The organism is Chromatiaceae bacterium, assembly GCA_024235395.1.
In the GTDB taxonomy this organism is placed as follows: Bacteria; Pseudomonadota; Gammaproteobacteria; order Chromatiales; family Chromatiaceae; genus Thiosocius.
In genome coordinates this window covers 333,127-348,834 of sequence record JACKMK010000003.1, presented here as the reverse complement: position 1 = coordinate 348,834, position 15,708 = coordinate 333,127, and the positions used below count along the sequence as shown (strand labels likewise).

13 protein-coding genes are annotated in these 15,708 nt (G+C 65.4%); 8 read left to right on the top strand and 5 right to left on the bottom strand.

Annotated elements, in window-relative coordinates; translation table 11 throughout:
• Positions 1 to 200 precede the first annotated feature (200 nt).
• Positions 201 to 1,568, top strand: a complete 1,368-nt coding sequence (locus H6955_14980; protein MCP5314859.1) for a DUF3466 family protein — start codon at positions 201 to 203, stop codon at positions 1,566 to 1,568.
• A 71-nt stretch (positions 1,569 to 1,639) separates the two neighbouring features.
• On the opposite strand, the gene H6955_14975 is transcribed toward H6955_14980, so the two are convergent.
• The 3 genes from H6955_14975 to H6955_14965 are packed head-to-tail and all read right to left on the bottom strand — an operon-like array spanning position 1,640 to position 3,900.
• A complete protein-coding gene (locus H6955_14975) occupies positions 1,640 to 2,050 on the bottom strand; it encodes a zinc ribbon domain-containing protein (GenBank protein MCP5314858.1) in 411 nt (136 codons plus the stop codon).
• Positions 2,051 to 2,103: 53 nt separating this feature from the next.
• Positions 2,104 to 2,802: a toll/interleukin-1 receptor domain-containing protein gene (locus H6955_14970; GenBank protein MCP5314857.1), complete on the bottom strand. Its 699-nt coding sequence runs from the start codon at positions 2,800 to 2,802 to the stop codon at positions 2,104 to 2,106.
• 3 nt (positions 2,803 to 2,805) lie between these two features.
• A complete protein-coding gene (locus tag H6955_14965) occupies positions 2,806 to 3,900 on the bottom strand; it encodes a hypothetical protein (GenBank protein MCP5314856.1) in 1,095 nt (364 codons plus the stop codon).
• A gap of 417 nt (positions 3,901 to 4,317) precedes the next feature.
• On the opposite strand from H6955_14965, the gene H6955_14960 reads away from it, so the two are divergent.
• The 7 genes from H6955_14960 to H6955_14930 all read left to right on the top strand — a co-directional run bounded on the left by H6955_14960 (position 4,318) and on the right by H6955_14930 (position 14,294).
• Positions 4,318 to 6,915: a PAS domain S-box protein gene (locus tag H6955_14960; GenBank protein ID MCP5314855.1), complete on the top strand. Its 2,598-nt coding sequence runs from the start codon at positions 4,318 to 4,320 to the stop codon at positions 6,913 to 6,915.
• Positions 6,912 to 8,282 (top strand): sigma-54-dependent Fis family transcriptional regulator, encoded by a 1,371-nt coding sequence (locus tag H6955_14955; protein ID MCP5314854.1) that lies wholly within the window; start codon positions 6,912 to 6,914, stop codon positions 8,280 to 8,282. Before H6955_14960 ends, H6955_14955 begins: the two co-directional genes overlap by 4 nt.
• A 283-nt stretch (positions 8,283 to 8,565) precedes the next feature.
• Positions 8,566 to 10,947, top strand: a complete 2,382-nt coding sequence (locus tag H6955_14950) for a cytochrome C (protein ID MCP5314853.1) — start codon at positions 8,566 to 8,568, stop codon at positions 10,945 to 10,947.
• Between the two features lie 66 nt (positions 10,948 to 11,013).
• The gene (locus tag H6955_14945; protein MCP5314852.1) at positions 11,014 to 11,841 is read left to right on the top strand and encodes a tetratricopeptide repeat protein; all 828 of its coding nucleotides are present in this window, start codon (positions 11,014 to 11,016) and stop codon (positions 11,839 to 11,841) included.
• A complete protein-coding gene (locus H6955_14940) occupies positions 11,838 to 12,443 on the top strand; it encodes a hypothetical protein (GenBank protein ID MCP5314851.1) in 606 nt (201 codons plus the stop codon). Before H6955_14945 ends, H6955_14940 begins: the two co-directional genes overlap by 4 nt.
• 73 nt (positions 12,444 to 12,516) lie before the next feature.
• Positions 12,517 to 13,128: a DUF2238 domain-containing protein gene (locus H6955_14935; protein MCP5314850.1), complete on the top strand. Its 612-nt coding sequence runs from the start codon at positions 12,517 to 12,519 to the stop codon at positions 13,126 to 13,128.
• Between the two features lie 116 nt (positions 13,129 to 13,244).
• A complete protein-coding gene (locus H6955_14930) occupies positions 13,245 to 14,294 on the top strand; it encodes a GGDEF domain-containing protein (protein ID MCP5314849.1) in 1,050 nt (349 codons plus the stop codon).
• A 16-nt stretch (positions 14,295 to 14,310) separates the two neighbouring features.
• Here the strand turns inward: H6955_14930 and amrA are convergent, their stop codons facing one another.
• Both amrA and amrB read right to left on the bottom strand, forming a co-directional pair.
• Entirely contained in the window at positions 14,311 to 14,916 is a 606-nt protein-coding gene (gene amrA, locus H6955_14925) for an AmmeMemoRadiSam system protein A (GenBank protein ID MCP5314848.1), read from the bottom strand.
• Entirely contained in the window at positions 14,894 to 15,679 is a 786-nt protein-coding gene (amrB, locus tag H6955_14920) for an AmmeMemoRadiSam system protein B (GenBank protein MCP5314847.1), read from the bottom strand. Before amrB ends, amrA begins: the two co-directional genes overlap by 23 nt.
• Positions 15,680 to 15,708 lie beyond the last annotated feature (29 nt).

Here is a 15,708-nt window from a genome sequence, read left to right as displayed (position 1 = left end):
CCCTTTAAGCCGCCTGCCGCACCGTGCGACCGGCGTTGCGGCATCCCACTCCGGAGTCTCGTCCCACCTTGGGGTGACGCTCGCGGACGCCCGCCGCGATGCCGAACTGTCGCCGTTTGTCGATGATCCGGGCGCTGCATGCCGGCGACGATCGATAGAAACGCTTTCTGCCCGGAGCATTCACTGCAGAGGAAACAGTTGTGACCAAGGAAATGTCTTTTAGGCCGACACCAGGTATCCGGTCCCTACCGGCCGCGATGATCGCACTCGTCGGTCTGCTGAGCGGCGTCGAAGTGGCCGCGCAGGACTATCAGCTCATCGACCTCGGTGTCGACGTGTCACCCACCGATATCAGCAACCAGGGGACCGTTGTCGGCTCGCGCAAGACGGACGCGGGCAACGTCGGGGTGCGTTGGACGGCCGCAGACGGTCTGCAGGACATTGCAGGGACAACCGTCGCCAACGCGGTGAATGAGATCGACCAGATCACCGGCAATACGCTGACGGGCGCCTTCCGTCTGGACGGCGCGGTCGTCGAATGGGACGGCTACGGTGGTTTCGGCATCAACGAGTCGGGCGAGATCTCGGGCAACAAGGAACTGGCGAACCCGTACCGGCCATCGCCGCTACCGCTCGACCCCGCGGTCTACCGGCCCAACAAGTGGTACAACCTCAACGTGGCCACGGTGTATTCGCGTGGCACGCGCCAGGGCGTCTATGCCGACCTGTACGTATTGGACGACATCAACGACGGCGGGTTTGCGGTCGGTAGCCGCCGCCGTTACGGGCTGGTCGGGTCGTCGTCGATCCTCACCACGCCGGCGTTCGACGCGGTCAGCTATCTGCCGATTCCCTATGGTGGCTACGCGAAGGCGATCAATAACCTGGAGATGATCGTGGGCGCGACCGGAAGCAGTTCGACGACCGGCGAATACGCCCATGCCTATCTCTACGACTACCACGCCGATACGTTGCACGACCTCGGTACCCTGAACGGTGGATTGACCAGCAGCGCGGCCGATATCAACGATTCCAACCAGGTGGTCGGGACCTCCTGGCTGGTCACCCAGCTCACCAGCCTCTCCGACCCGACCCAGTACCATGCGTTCCTCTGGGAAGACGGCCAGATGACCGACCTCAACGACCGCGTCACCGCGGACTCCGGTTGGATCCTGACTGCCGCGACGGCGATCAACGATGCCGGGGACGTGGTTGGCACCGGGCTGCTCAACGGCCAGGTCCACGGGTTCCTGCTGACCGCTGCGGGTACGCCGCCGCCGGTGACCAACGCGCCGCCGGTTGCGGTGGCCGCTGCAGATATCACCGTCGGCAGGGCCCCATTGAGCGTGAATTTCACTGCCGCAGGATCGTACGACCCCGAAGGCGACGCGTTGAGCTATGCGTGGGACTTCGGAGATGGCGTCGGGTCATCGGGCGAGGCCGACCCCAGCTATGTCTACACCGAAGCTGGTCGATACATCGCGGTGTTGAGTGTGACCGATGCGCAGGGACTGACATCCACCGCACAGGTCGAGGTCAGGGTCCGTCGCTCGCGCGGTAATCGATAGCTGACGGGCGGTCCGACCGCGGGGCGGCTGCCCCGTGGTCGACGGTTCCAAAGGGGTCGGTGGGTCGATCGTCAGAGGCCCGCCCACAGTGTCGTTGCCTGGCGTACGAACTGGCCGAATCCCCGGTCGATGTAGATCCCGAACTGCGCGATGCACGAATAGGCGAGCGCAAACTGGGCCACCGCAAAGCCGGCAATAGTGAACTGGCTGAGGCTCACGACCCCGATGCCGAACTGCGAGATGTTGATGATGCCGGCGCCGAACTGACCGATGGCGATGACGCCGGCAGCGACCACCGGGGTGCGATTCGGGCGGTACTTGAAAGAGACGTGCAACAACGGCAAGCCGAGCAGCCGCGTCTTGGTCTTGTACTCGTACCCCCAGCCGGTCCATTCCGCCTTCGCCGGGTAGGGTGCACCGCATGCCGGGCAGGCGATCGCGTCCTCACTGACCCGGTGTTGGCATACACGACAGGGTTGCATCGCATCTCTCTCCGAACCGCGTTTTGTGCGTGGGTCGACCAGACTGCCGCCGGTCAATGTCGCCAACGGCGTATCCAGAACGGCAACAGTGCGCCGATGCCGAGCGTCGTGAGGATCACCAGCCAGACCAGCCCGCGGCTCCCCAGCGTCTCCTCCAGGGCCCGCCCTTCGGTGATCGCAGAGTGCAGTGCACCGACCGCAATCAGCAAAGCCGCAGCGCTCAGCATACCGCCCAATGCCTTGAACACGACCCCGAGCAACGGGTTGCGGCGCAACCAGCGACGCAGGGATCCGCCCGGCCGGCGCTCGAACAACGCGTCGACCAGCACACTCAGGTCCTGATTGAAGGAGACGTGGCGCAGCGCGACCGCCTGTTTGCTGCACAGCGGGCGGATGTCTTCGGGCAGGCTGTCGGGGTCCGGCATCGGCGCACCGTTCAGCAGCAGCGGGATCACGCGGCCGCAGTGCCGCAGCGCGGAACGGACTTCGCGGCGCACGAAGTCCTCTGCCTGGTGGATGCGCGGTTCACCGGTGTCCGGGTCGACCCCGACCCAGTCGCTGCCGATCAGGATCAGGCAGGCATCGCTCTGCGTGACTGCACTGTCGATCGCCTGTTCGAAATCGGCGCCCGCTTCGATGTCCTCGACGTCGATGAACACATCGCGAATGCCGGAGGTGTCGATCAGGCGATCGGCCAGGCGTGCAGCGACATCCTGGCTATCGCTGCGCCGATAGCTGATGAAGATCTTCATCGTTCAGTCACCCAGCCGTGACAAAAGCCCGGTTCGCTCGATATGGGTGGTCGGTAGCAGGCGTCCCGGGCGCAGCGTCTCCACTTGGTGTGCGGCGGTATGGAACTCATAGATCAACGCGTCGACCCGGTGCTGCGCGGTGAACGGCTTGTCGTGGTACGCAGGTGGCAGCGCAACCGCGCCGCGCCGCAGTCTCGCGAGTGCGACGTTTTCGTCGAGTGGCTGGTCACGCGTCGTGTAGGCCTGGTCGGTCACGACGAATACGATCAGCCGGTAGTAGCCGTCCGGTGCGAAAAACAGCCCCCGTATGTAGTCGGTGAAACTGAAGTCGACCGCATCGTCGGGCAGCCGGTAACGACGATCGGGGCCGAGCGGTCGGCCTTCCGTGTCGATCCCTTCGAGCCGGGTCACGATCGCAAAGCCACCGGGCGCCTGGTAGTAGCCGAGTTCCGGATACCCGGCGCGCAGCAGCGCATCACGCAGCGTCTCCGCGACGTCGTACAGCGACGCCCGGCCACCGTTCGAGAAGTCGTGGATCGCGTCGAGGCGTGCCAACGAGGACGGGTCCTCGGGGGGCCAGGGATAACTCGGCAAGGGTGCGGTGACCTCCGGGCTTTCGACAGCCGCGACCTGTGCCTCCTGCCGCTGGATAGCACCGGCTCCGGATTCACCCGACCTGAACGCCGGGCGTTGCATGATGCTCCCTTGGCCGAAGCCTGCGCCGGGCTGGAGGTTGCCGGCCGTGCCGCCGATCGCGATATCGGCCGACTTCACGCTTGGCTGCACGGGGATGGGCGTGGCGGCGGCCGGCTGGTCGCCCGAGGTGGTCTCGGGCACCGTGCCCGAAGATTCGCCCGGCACCTCTTCCCTTTCTTCGACCGGCTGCTCGACGGCAGCGCCGGTCGGCGCTGCCGGTGCCGGGGCTACCTCGGCCTGCGCCGGGCGTTCCGCAGTGGCATCGGCCTGTGGCGCCGGCTCGCTGCCGCTCGGTGGCGGTGCCTTTGAACAACCGCTCAAAACGCTGAGCAATATCGCAAGCCACAGCGCGTGCACCCTGTGCAACCTGGCCTTGCGCCACCGGCCTGTCACGCAGTCCATGACCGACACCTCGTCTGGTCTCCTGTCCCGGGACTTTTAATTCTACAAGGTGTTTTCAGTCTAGCTGTAACTGTCCGTGTGCTGTGGGTGGCGGTCGAAAGGCAGACCGCGACCGGTCGGGCCGCGGCCTGCTGGGGTTGGGTCCGCTAGGGACCCGTCCAGGGGGACGCCTGGATCCGCTACAGCCGGTCCGTCGGCCGCGATGCCGCTGGAGCGTGCACGCACATGGCAGTACACAGGGTGCAGGGCGTCCGGCGCGATGCGAATTGTCAATCGGCTGGGGCGCCCTGACGGGTGGACGGGCCCGTGCGTCGCCGGATATCCACCGAGCGGTTAGACTTGCCCCGATGCGACCTGGATCATCGTGCCGATTCAGGATGGCATTCGTGCCATCCGCCACTCAGTCGGTCCTGCCCCGTGAATGACGCGCAGGTCACTCCATCGACCCATCCGGGTCCCTGGCCGATGTTTGCCGGGCTGCTCCTGGCCCTGAGTTTGTTGCTGGGCGGTGTTGCGACCATCCATTTCTACGTCGACTATCGGGCCGAGAGCACGCGCCGTGATACCAACGAGTCGCTGAATGTCGAGCTCGCCCGACAGGTGTTGGTCGCCGATACGGCCGCGGTGACCACCGACCTGATGTTCCTCGGCCGCCTCCTCGAAGGGCTCAGTTTTGACCCCTTGGTCGCTGAAGGGCGCCGCCTCTACCTGGCCGAGGTGTTCGTCACCTTCGCTCGCGAGAAGCGATTGTACGACCAGATCCGCTTTCTGGATGCGCTGGGCCGGGAGGTGGTGCGGGTCAATCTGGTCGACGGCGACGCGGTGCTGGTGGACAGCGCCGACCTGCAGGACAAGTCGAGCCGTTACTATGTGAGGCAGGCGCTGCGGCTCGGCCCGGGGCAGGTCTATCTGTCTCCGTTCGACCTGAACGTCGAGGGCGGCAAGGTGCAGCGGCCGCTGAAACCGATGTTGCGTTTTGCGACGCCGGTGTTCGATGACAGCGGGCAGCGCCAGGGCCTGGTCGTGCTCAACTACCTCGGTGCACGCCTGCTCGAACGCTTCCGCCGTGCCACGGCGAATATCGCTGACCACGTCCAGCTGCTGAACGGTGACGGCTTCTGGTTGAGCAGCCCGCGGCCGGAGCAGGAATGGGGCTTCATGTTGGGCCGCGACGAGACCTTTGCGAGCCGCTTTCCGCTCGCCTGGCCGCGCATCCGCGGGATGCAGAGCGGTCAGTTCGTCACCCCGGAAGGGCTGTTCACCGTCGCCACGGTTTGGCCCGCCGCGAACGCCGCCGGGGCACTGCCGGCCGGTCGCGTCCCAACCGCCGGTGGCGAGGTCTGGAAGGTCGTCTCGTTCATCCGCCTTGACCCCGCGGCGCTCGGTCTGCGCAAGTTTCTCGGTCGTCATGCGGGACTGTATCTCGGACTGCTCGGACTGCTGGGAATCCTCGCCTTTCTGCTCGCCAGCGCCCAGGTACAGCGACGCACCGCGGAGACGCAGCGTGCCTACGAGCGGCGCTTTCGCCAGACCCTGGAAGACATCGGCCTGGCCGCGGTGATGGTCGATACGCGCGGACGTCTGACGTTCTGCAACCACTACCTGCTGGAACTCACCGGATGGCGACGCGACGAGGTCATTGGCAGCGACTGGCTGGAGCGGTTCGTTCCAGTCGAACAGCGCGCATTGGCTGCAACCGTGATCGAGCGCCTCAGTGGGAGCGGCGAGATCCCGCCGGCATTCGAAGGCGAGGTCTGTACCCGCTCTGGTGACCGCCGCTTGATCGCCTGGAATACCACGCCCGCGCGCGACGCCCGCGACAGGGTAATCGGCCTGACCGCCATTGGTGACGACATCACCGAGCGCCGTGTCGCCGAAGACCAGGTGCGCAAACTGTCGCAAGCGGTGGAGCAGAGCCCGGCGATCGTGTTGATCACCGATCGCAACGGATGCATCGAGTACGTCAATCCGAAGTTCACCCAGGTGACCGGCTACACATTTGACGAGGTGCACGGGCGCAACCCGCGCCTGCTCAAGTCCGGCGAGACAGGTCCGGAGGACTACCGGCGTCTTTGGGGCGCGCTCGCCGCCGGCGGGGAATGGCGCGGCGAGTTTCACAACCGGCGCAAGGATGGTTCGCTGTACTGGGAATCGGCGGTGATCTCGGCCCTGCGCGACGCCGACGGCAACGTCACGCATTTCCTGGCGGTAAAGGAGGATGTCACCGAACGCCGACGCCTGCAGGAAGAGGTCGACACCCGCAACCGCGAACTCGCGCGCACCCAGGCGTTGGCGGCGATGGGCCAGATGTCGACGATGCTGGCGCATGACCTGCGCAATCCGCTGTCGTCGGTGAAGATGGCAGTGCAGATCCTTGGCAAGCAGGCGCAGGGGCGTGAGGCGCAGGAACTCGCGACGATCGGCCAGGAGCAGGTCCGTTACATGGAGGACATCATCACCGACATGCTGGTCTATTCGCGTCCGGGCGAGCTCAACGTAACCTGGTTGAGTGCCGACAAGCTGATCGCTGCGGTGATCGGCACCGTGCGCCGTCGCATCATCGAGTACGAGGTGGAGGTAAACACCGACTGCGCACCGGGCCTGCCAACCTTCCCCGGCGACTCGTCCAAGCTGCGGCAACTGCTGTCCAACTTGCTGGTGAACGCGTTTCAGGCGGTGGCCGGCCTGCCGGTCGGTCAGCGCCGCGTCGTCGTCAGCGTGGAGTTGGCGATGGATGCCGACGGCCGGCGCGTCTGTTTTCGTGTCTGCGACAACGGCGAGGGCATCGAGCCGCAGGTACGTGGGCGCCTCTTCGAACCCTTTTTCACCACCCGCACCAAGGGCACCGGGCTGGGGTTGACCATAGTGCGCCAGATCGCGGAACTGCACGGCGGCACGGTCGAACTCGTGGAGAATCGGCCGAACGGCACCTGCGCGGTGCTAACCTTGCCGCTGATTCCGGTGCAAGACGCACCGCGACGCCAGTTGCAGAGGGACGGGGAAACGACCGCATGACCGGCGTATTGGTGGTCGACGACGACAAGGCGAGCGCGCGCACGCTACAGCTGCATCTTCGGGCCCAGGGCTACGAGACGGCCGTGGCTCATGATGCCGAAACCGGACTCGGCGCAGCCCGCGATCTGCAGCCGGAACTGGTGATCCTCGACATCCGGATGCCCGGGCGATCCGGACTCGAGATACTGCCGGAACTGAAGGCGCTCGACCCGTCTCCCCACGTGATCATGATCACCGCCTTCCACGACATGGATACGACCATCGAGGCGATGCAGCAGGGGGCGGAGGACTACATCCACAAGCCGGTGGATGTTGACGAGCTGGACGCCGCCGTCGAACGCATCCTCAATGCGGAGCGCACCGACCGTCTGGTGCCGGCCGATGACAGCGCCGCCGGCCGATTCCAGATGGTCGGTCGCAGCCGGGCCATGAAGGAGGTGTTCAAGACCATCGGCCTGGTTGCACGCAGCAACACCACGGTTCTGATCACCGGCGAGAGTGGCACCGGCAAGGAGCTGGTCGCGCGTGCGATCCACAACGCCAGTGCGCATGCCGACGGCCCCTTTGTCGCGGTCAATTGCGCTGCGGTGGTCGAGGCACTGCTGGAATCGGACATGTTCGGCCACGAAAAGGGGGCCTTCACCGGCGCGCTCGGGCGTCAACCCGGCAAGTTCGCGCTGGCCGAGGGGGGCACCATCTTCCTCGACGAGGTCGGCGAGATGTCATCGGCAATGCAGGCGAAGCTGCTGCGGGTCCTGCAGTACAAGGAGTTCACCCCGCTCGGTGCCCAGATCGCGCAGCGCACCGATGCCCGGATCATCGCGGCGACCAACGTCGATCTCGCCGACCGCGTCGCCGAGGGACTGTTTCGCGAGGATCTCTACTACCGGCTGCAGGTGATCAACGTCCATCTGCCACCGTTGCGCGACCGACCCGAGGATATCGACGGTCTCGTGCAGGCGCTGCTGTCGCGTATCAACCGCGACCTGCGCAGCGGGATCACGCACATCGATCAGGCGGTGCTCGACTGTTTTGTCGATTATCCATGGCCGGGCAATGTGCGCGAGCTGGAGAACGTCCTGTTGAAGACTGCTGCGCTCTCTTCCGGCAGCACACTGACCCTCGAACACCTGCCCGACGAGTTGCGCCACAGCTGTTCGGCGTCCGAGCTGCCGCCGGCCGCAGCAACGTCGCAGGGCCTGGCCAGTCTGGCGGAGATGACGCACGAACACGTCGCCCGGGTACTCGAGGCGACCGCCTGGCACCGCGGCGAGGCCTGCGAGATCCTCGGTGTCTCCCGCCCGCGACTGCGCCGCATGATCCGCGAATACGGACTGGTGCCGCCGGACGGTATCGACGACGACTAGCGCCCCGGCCGATAGAACGAATCGTTCAATCGGCCCTGCGGGCCCCGCGCGGATTGAATGCCCCGTTCAGTCACTGGAACCCGTGTTGCGACAAAAATGCTGGAGCTGCGTGCCGGCCGCCAAACAAAAAAATATTAAACAACAATCTTTTAATTTCACGAATTGATCTATGTCAGCCGGACAATTACGACGTTTGTTGTCGGTATGAATACTGCCTGCTCCTGAGATGCAGCGGTGCGCGCCGGTTCATCGCGGCGGTGCCAAACCAATCGGGAGCAAGAAAATGAACAAGCTGATAATCACCATCCTGCTGCTCGTCGCCTGGAGCAGCCTGCAGGCTGCCGTGACCACGACCGCGCCCTCGGGCAAAACGGGTTGCCTGAGTTGCCACGACGGCATCGAAGACATCCGCGCCAGCGACTCGCCGATGATGATTCAGATCAAGGCGATCGGTACCGGCAACGGCGATCCGGCCGGCTGCGTGACCTGTCATGGAGGCAACCCGAAGGGCACCGACGTCGAGACCGCGCACAAGGGTTCCCCGGAAGGCCTGAAGAATGGCAACGGCCCCCAGGACTTCTACCCCGATCCCGGTTCCGTATGGATCGCCGACCGCAGCTGCGGCCAGTGCCACATCGATTACGCCTACCGCGTCGAGCGTTCGCTGATGAACACCGAGGCCGGCAAGATCCAGGGCAATCTGCACACCTGGGGTATCGCCGAGGTGCAGAATCACAAGGTGCCCTGGGGCAACTACGACGTGAAGGACACCGACGGCCAGGTCCCGCAGGTCGGCAGCGCCGAGTACAAGGAGTACATGACGGCGATGATCGCCGCGCATGGCGACCAGTTCCCGACAGAGCTGACCCAGGTCCCGCAGCCGTCGGTCGAGGAGATCGAGAACGATCCCAAGCTGGCCGGTTTCACCTATCAGCGCCAGCAGTGCCAGCGCTGCCACGTCGGTATCAAGGGCCGCGAGAAGCGTGGCGACTACCGCGGCATGGGCTGCTCCTCGTGCCACATCCCCTATGGCAACGAGGGCTACTACGAGGGCAAGGATCCGACCATCAGCAAGGACCAACAGGGCCATATGCTGACCCACAAGATCCAGGCGACCCGCAAGTCGAAGATCAAACACGGCGATGTCGAGTATTCCGGTATCCCGGTCGAGACCTGCAACTCATGCCACAACCGCGGCAAGCGCATCGGGGTCACCTACCAGGGCCTGATGGAGTTCCCGTATGGCTCGCCGTACAACGCCCAGGGTGGCAAGCAGCCCAAGCTGCACACCAAGCAGTATCTGTTCATCTCGGACGACCTGCATCACCAGATCGATTCACGGCCTGAGAACCCGAAGGGCGGCCTGCTGTGCCAGGACTGCCACACCACCGTCGACATGCACGGTGACGGCAACATCTTCGGGACCACCCTTGCCCAGGTCGAGATCGAGTGCCAGGACTGCCACGGCACCACCGAACAGTTCCCCTGGGAGCTGCCGCTCGGTTACTCGGAGGAGTTCGCCAAAGACCTGCCGCAGACCGAACGTGGTCTGACCAACGACCTGCTGCCGGAGACCGCCGCCTTTGCGACGACCTACGACAAGCGCGAGGGTTACCTGAAGACCGCACGCGGCAACCCGTTCGGCAACGTCGTCAAGGACGGAAAGAAGGTCGTGATGCACTCGGCGACCGGCAACGACTTCGAGGTGCCGCTGCTCAAGCAGCTCAAGCTCGACGACAGCTGGAAGTCACCCGATGCGATGGTCGCGATGAATGCGGTGGCCAAGCATAACGAGAGCCTCGAGTGCTATGCCTGCCACGCGTCCTGGGTGCCGCAATGTTACGGCTGCCATGTCCAGGTCAACTATGGCAAGGACAAGGACGGCAAGCCGTACCAGGACACCGACTGGCTGGCCGGCGGCTCGATCCGTGACGAACACGGGCAGACCGCAGAGTCGCCACTCGGCACGCACGGCCTGAAGTCGCCCGGCAAGGTGTTCGAGACCCGCTCTTACCTGCGCTGGGAAGAGCCGGTGCTGGGCATCAACGGCGAGGGCCGCGTGACCCCGCTGATGCCGGGTTGCCAGATCGTGTACACGGTCATGGACCGCAACAACAAGGTGGTCGCACTGAACCAGCTCGGCAAGTCGCTCGACGAGCAGCAGGAGCTCGGCCAGGAACGCGTCCCCGATGCGATCGACATGGCCCCGGTGCAGCCGCACTCGGCACAGCGCAAGGCGCGTACCTGCGAGTCCTGCCACAACAATCCGAAGGCGCTGGGTTACGGCATCTCCGGCGGCGTGTTCCAGACCCGCTACCCGGTGGATATCGTCGAGGACCTGATCGACCAGAAGACCGGCCAGGTCATCCCGGGTCGTCACGTGATCCAGATCCCGAAGATCGCCGACCTGGACTACGACTGGTCGACCATCATCAAGGATGGTCAGCAGACCCAGACCGTCGGTACCCACTGGCCGCTGTCCCGCGCGCTGCCGCAGGCGATGCGTGACGGCATGGAGCGCACCGGTCTGTGTCTCGGCTGCCATCGCGAGATGACCAACGCCGAGCTGTGGGCCAAGGTATCCACCCCGGGTACCCTGACCGACGCCGAGCACATCGAGATGCTCAACAAGTTGCTGAAGACCTACGCAGCGTCGAAGAAGTAACATCCCCCGCGTGGTGTCCCCGGTAGACTGCCGGGGGCGCCCTTCCCCCCACCCAGAATCGTCACCATGACTGCATCCTTACGTCTGTTTGCCCTGCTGCCCGTGTTGGCCGTGGCCTGCGCCTGCAGCGACACGAATCCACCGGCGGTGACCGAAGGGTCGGCCGCCGACCCCCTCCCCCCGATCGAGATGACCCCGCCCGCGGTGCCGACCGCGGTGACCGGGGAAGAGACGCGCCAGGTTGACGCCCAGCCGGCCGGCCCGCACGGCCAGCATGATCCGCACGGTGCACTGAGTCCGGACCGCCTGGTCAAGGTCGCGCTGCAGCACGAGAGCGAAGGCCGGTTGGAGCTCGCGTTGAAGACCCTCGCCGAGGGTATCGACAAGTTCCCCGATGCGGCCGAGCTCTATGCGGTGCGCGCCAGCCTGCGCCTGCAGATGCAGCAGGTCAGCGCGGCGCTCGCCGACCTGGAAAAGGCCGCCGCGCTGGATCCCGACGACCCGCAGGTCCGGGTCAACCGTGCCCAGGCCTATCGTGCGTTCGGCCGTTATCAGGAGGCGATGCAGGACCTCGACGTTGCGGTCGAGCGGTCGCCCGACCTGCTGCCGGCACGTTTCAACCGCGGCGCGCTGCACTATGCGCTGAACGAGTTCGATGAGGCCCTTGTGGATTTCGACCATTGCGTCGCGGTCGACCCGCACGCGCCTGCACCCTATTTCAACCGCGCCTCCACCTACTGGGAGCTCGGACGTGGCGATGAGGCGGTAAAGGACCTCGAGCGCTTCGCCGAGATCGTCGACAACGCCGAGTGGAAGAGAACCGCCGAGGAGCTGTTGCTGAACTGGCGCGCGGCCCTTGCCAAGCCGGTTGCGGCGGCGAAGACGGAGTCATGAGACGGCTGGCCGCATTGCTGTTGTCGTTGAGCCTGGCCGGCCCCGCGGCGGCAGTGGGACCGATGGCGGACGGCTTTGCCGCCCTGCTCGACGAGGCGGAACTGGTATTCGCACCACCGGCTGGCTACGTCGAGCTGCCGCCGGGACGGACGCCGATGCTGGACTACGAACGGGCGCTGCGCAGCCCGAGCGGCGATCTCGAGATCCGTCTGGCGGTGCGGCCGCTGAAGCGGCTGCGCATCGACTATGACGACCCGCACGGTGCGGTGCCCGATCCAAACCATATCTTTCCACTGGTGTTCGAGTCGCTGGCCTCGCGACTGGCCGGCGGCGGGCATGCGCCGAGCAACCCCTATCCCGTGGAGCAGGCACAGGCCCGCTTCAACGCCGACTGGGCCGCGGCGGCGGTGTTCGACACGGTCACCGACTTCGCGACGCAGCACACCCAGGGCCTGTTGCTCGCCCTGCACCGCAACAAGGTCTCGGATGCCTACGTGGTCTTTCTGTTCGACGACTACGCCGCCGTCAAGCAGCAGCTCAACGCGGCGATGCAGACCCTGACCTTCGCCCCGCGCGCACCGCCACCGGACGGCTCCGGCTGATCGCCGCGCGGCCCGCACGTGCCGGATTGGCGATAATGGGCACGTGAGCGCCGATTTCCGACACAACCGCTTCCTGCAGCTGGTGCTGCTGTGGCTGCTCGGCCTGTGGCTGGTGACCGCGATCGAGCCGTTCAACCGACGTGACTGGCTGCTCGAAAACCTGCTGGTGTTCGTCTACGGCGCATTGTTGCTGCTGACCTATCGGCGCTTCGCGTTCTCCAATCTCTCGTACGGGCTGTTCGCGGTGTTCATGAGCCTGCACTTGGTCGGCGCGCATTACACCTATGCCGAGACCCCGTTCGGGTTCTGGCTGCAGGAGGCGCTGGAACTGTCGCGCAACCATTACGATCGCATCGTGCACTTCGCGTTCGGCCTGTTGCTCGCCTACCCGTTTCGCGAGCTTCAGCTGCGCGCCATGGGCATCCGTACCGCGTGGTCCTACGTAATGCCGGTCGTCACGGTGCTCGGCTTCAGCGGCTTCTACGAGGCGCTGGAAGGCATCGTTGCGGTGATCGTCAGCTCGGAATTGGGTGCCGCCTATCTCGGTACCCAGGGTGACGAGTGGGATGCGCAAAAGGACACCGCGCTGGCGTTTGGCGGCTCATTGATTGCGATGGCGATCACATGGGCGTCGGTGCGGCGCCGGCGCGCGGGCCAAATACCGGTACAATCTGTGCGCGATTGAACGCCCTCTGCCGGGGCGTGCACGGAGGCCGAGCGGCTGGTTGCGGCACGAGACCGCGGACCGAGAGCCGAGAGAGGACGGAATATAACAAGCAATAAGAGTTTTAGGGGGTCACAGTGCCGGAACCCGAGCAACACATCAGTTATGACAAGACGATCGACATCGTGCGCAGCGCCCTGCCGCGCATGTCCGAACTCAAGATTCCGATCACTCCTTCCAACTACGCCGTCTGGTACGAATACCTGAACGCATCCAACCAGCCGTTGCGCGCCGAGATGGATGCGTTGCTCAGTCGTGACCAGCCGATCACCGACGCCGAGATGCGTGCCCTCTACCAACGCTATCTGGAGGAGCGCAGCGACAATGTGAGGCTGGCCAAGGCGGCGCTGGGGCAGATGCTGCATGCCCTGATGATGCACATCAACCAGGCCGACGGTCACTTCAGCAGCCTTTCCGAGGAGCTCAACGACGTGGCCCACGGGCTCGAGGGTGATCTGTCCGCCGGGGACCTGAACCAGTTGATCGACCGCGCAGTGCGCGCGACCAACGTCGCGCTCGAACACGGCGCCGAACTCAAGCACAAATTCTCCGCGTTGGCCGCCGAGATGCAGGAGATGCGCAGCGAACTCGCGCGTTCGCAGGAAGAGGCGCGCAAGGACCCCTTGACCGGTCTGCACAACCGCCTGGCGTTCCAGGAGCAGTTGGCCGACCTGGTCGAGTCCGCCGCCCAGGACGATCACGCGCCCTGCCTGCTGTTGATCGACATCGACCTGTTCAAGCAGGTCAACGACAGCCACGGCCATCTGGCCGGCGATCACGTGTTGCAGCGCGTGGCCGCGGAGATCAGTGGCTGTGTGCGTGGCCGGGACCTGGTCGCCCGGCACGGTGGCGAGGAGTTCGCGGTGTTGCTGCGCGATACGCCGCGATCAGGCTGCCAGGCCGTCGGCGAGAACATCCGCCAGCACATCGAGCGCAGTCAGGTCGCGTTGCCCGGTGCCCAAGCGGCGTCCGCAGTGGTCTCGGTCACCCTGTCCATCGGCGGTGCCTGGTATCGCGAAGCGGAGTCGATTGCGGCGTTCGTCGACCGTGCCGACCGCGCGCTGTACCTGTCGAAACGTGCGGGTCGCAACCGGGTCTCGTGGGAAGGGCGGCGCAACGACAATTGAGTGCGACCAGCCCGCGCTAGGCGAGGTCGGTGTCGGCGAAGCTCTCGGTGCGATAGCGGAACACCTGGATGTGTTCCGACCAGTGATTCGCTGCGAGACCCGCCTTGCGCTTCAGCTGTGTCAGGAAGTCGACCGGATCGGGCAGGCCTTCCCAGACCGAAGGCAGGAAGGTCCCGCGGCTGCGTCCGTCACGCAGTATGAGTCCGTCCACGCCTGGCTGCAGTTGGCCGATCAGATCGGCCTCGTCGGTGAACTGCAGCGGTTCCGGCGGGCTCAGGATCGACAGGTGGATCTCGACCGCGGGCCACTCAGCGCGGCTCAGCGGCGCGAAGCGGGGGTCCCGGAAGGCCGCGGCAAATGCGTTTTCGGCCACGTCCACGACCAGCGGCTGGACTGCCTCCAGATGGCCGATGCAACCGCGCAGCTGGCCGCGCAGCTGCAAGGTGACGAAACTCGCGCGCATCGCCTTGAGGGCCGGGTGATACTCCGACGCGCTCACCACGAGCGGGCGTCCGGTCTGCAATCCGTGTTCGATGGAGCGCCGCGCGACGTCCAGCAGCGTCGCCCGATGCGCGTCGGCGAGCCGCGGCAGGGCCTCCTCAGTAGAACGCGTAGGCGCCATAACCCACCACCCGCGATCGGTCGCCCGAGGTATCGCCGGAATTGCGCAGATCGAGTGTGCGCACCCGCCAGCCATGCTGCAGTGCGGATTTCAACAGACCACGAATCGGATAGGCGCCGCAGGCGTCGTAGGGACCGATCGCATCGCCCTGCATCTCCTCGATGTGTGCGGTCGTCTCGCGGTCGCGCTGCTGGCAGCTGCGATAGTCGTGGTAGTGGCTGAGGTCGGAGCTGACGACGATCAGCGTGTCGTCGCGCTCCAGCCGCTCGATCACGCGACTGACCTCGGCGCTGTCGGCGTCGCCGACGATCAGGGGTACCAGCGTGAATGCGTCGAGCACGTCCTGCAGGAACGGCAGCTGCACCTCAAGCGCGTGTTCTTCGGCGAATGCCTGATCGAGCCGGCCGACCGCGGGCAGCCGTTCCAACTCGTCGAGCGCCGTGCGGTCGACCGGGATGTCACCCAGGGGCGTGCGGAATGCGTCGGCGCTGCTGGTCGCAATGCCGCGAAAGGCGACACGATGCGAAGGTGCCAGCACCGCGACGCGGCGAATCTGTGCGGCCCATGGGCGCAGGGTCGCGTAGGCACTCGCGGCAATCGGTCCCGAATAGCGATAGCCGGCGTGTGGCGCGATCAGCGCATGCGGCCGCTCGGTCTCGGCAGCGGTTGCGCCTGATATCAGGTCTTGCACGGCGCTGCGCAGTTCCCGCGGGCTCTCCGGGTAGAAAAGGCCGGCGACCGCCGGCGTCTTGACGTGCGTCATGGCTGCCGTCCTGCGCTTGGTCTAGAAAC

What these genes read in the sequence shown, in the direction of transcription:
- H6955_14975 (MCP5314858.1), bottom strand. Translation starts at nt 2,050, where the DNA reads ATGCAACCCTGTCGTGTATGCCAACACCGGGTCAGTGAGGACGCGATC.
- H6955_14970 (MCP5314857.1), bottom strand. Translation starts at nt 2,802, where the DNA reads ATGAAGATCTTCATCAGCTATCGGCGCAGCGATAGCCAGGATGTCGCT.
- H6955_14965 (MCP5314856.1), bottom strand. Translation starts at nt 3,900, where the DNA reads ATGGACTGCGTGACAGGCCGGTGGCGCAAGGCCAGGTTGCACAGGGTG.
- H6955_14955 (MCP5314854.1), top strand. Translation starts at nt 6,912, where the DNA reads ATGACCGGCGTATTGGTGGTCGACGACGACAAGGCGAGCGCGCGCACG.
- H6955_14950 (MCP5314853.1), top strand. Translation starts at nt 8,566, where the DNA reads ATGAACAAGCTGATAATCACCATCCTGCTGCTCGTCGCCTGGAGCAGC.
- H6955_14945 (MCP5314852.1), top strand. Translation starts at nt 11,014, where the DNA reads ATGACTGCATCCTTACGTCTGTTTGCCCTGCTGCCCGTGTTGGCCGTG.
- H6955_14940 (MCP5314851.1), top strand. Translation starts at nt 11,838, where the DNA reads ATGAGACGGCTGGCCGCATTGCTGTTGTCGTTGAGCCTGGCCGGCCCC.
- amrA (MCP5314848.1), bottom strand. Translation starts at nt 14,916, where the DNA reads ATGGCGCCTACGCGTTCTACTGAGGAGGCCCTGCCGCGGCTCGCCGAC.
- amrB (MCP5314847.1), bottom strand. Translation starts at nt 15,679, where the DNA reads ATGACGCACGTCAAGACGCCGGCGGTCGCCGGCCTTTTCTACCCGGAG.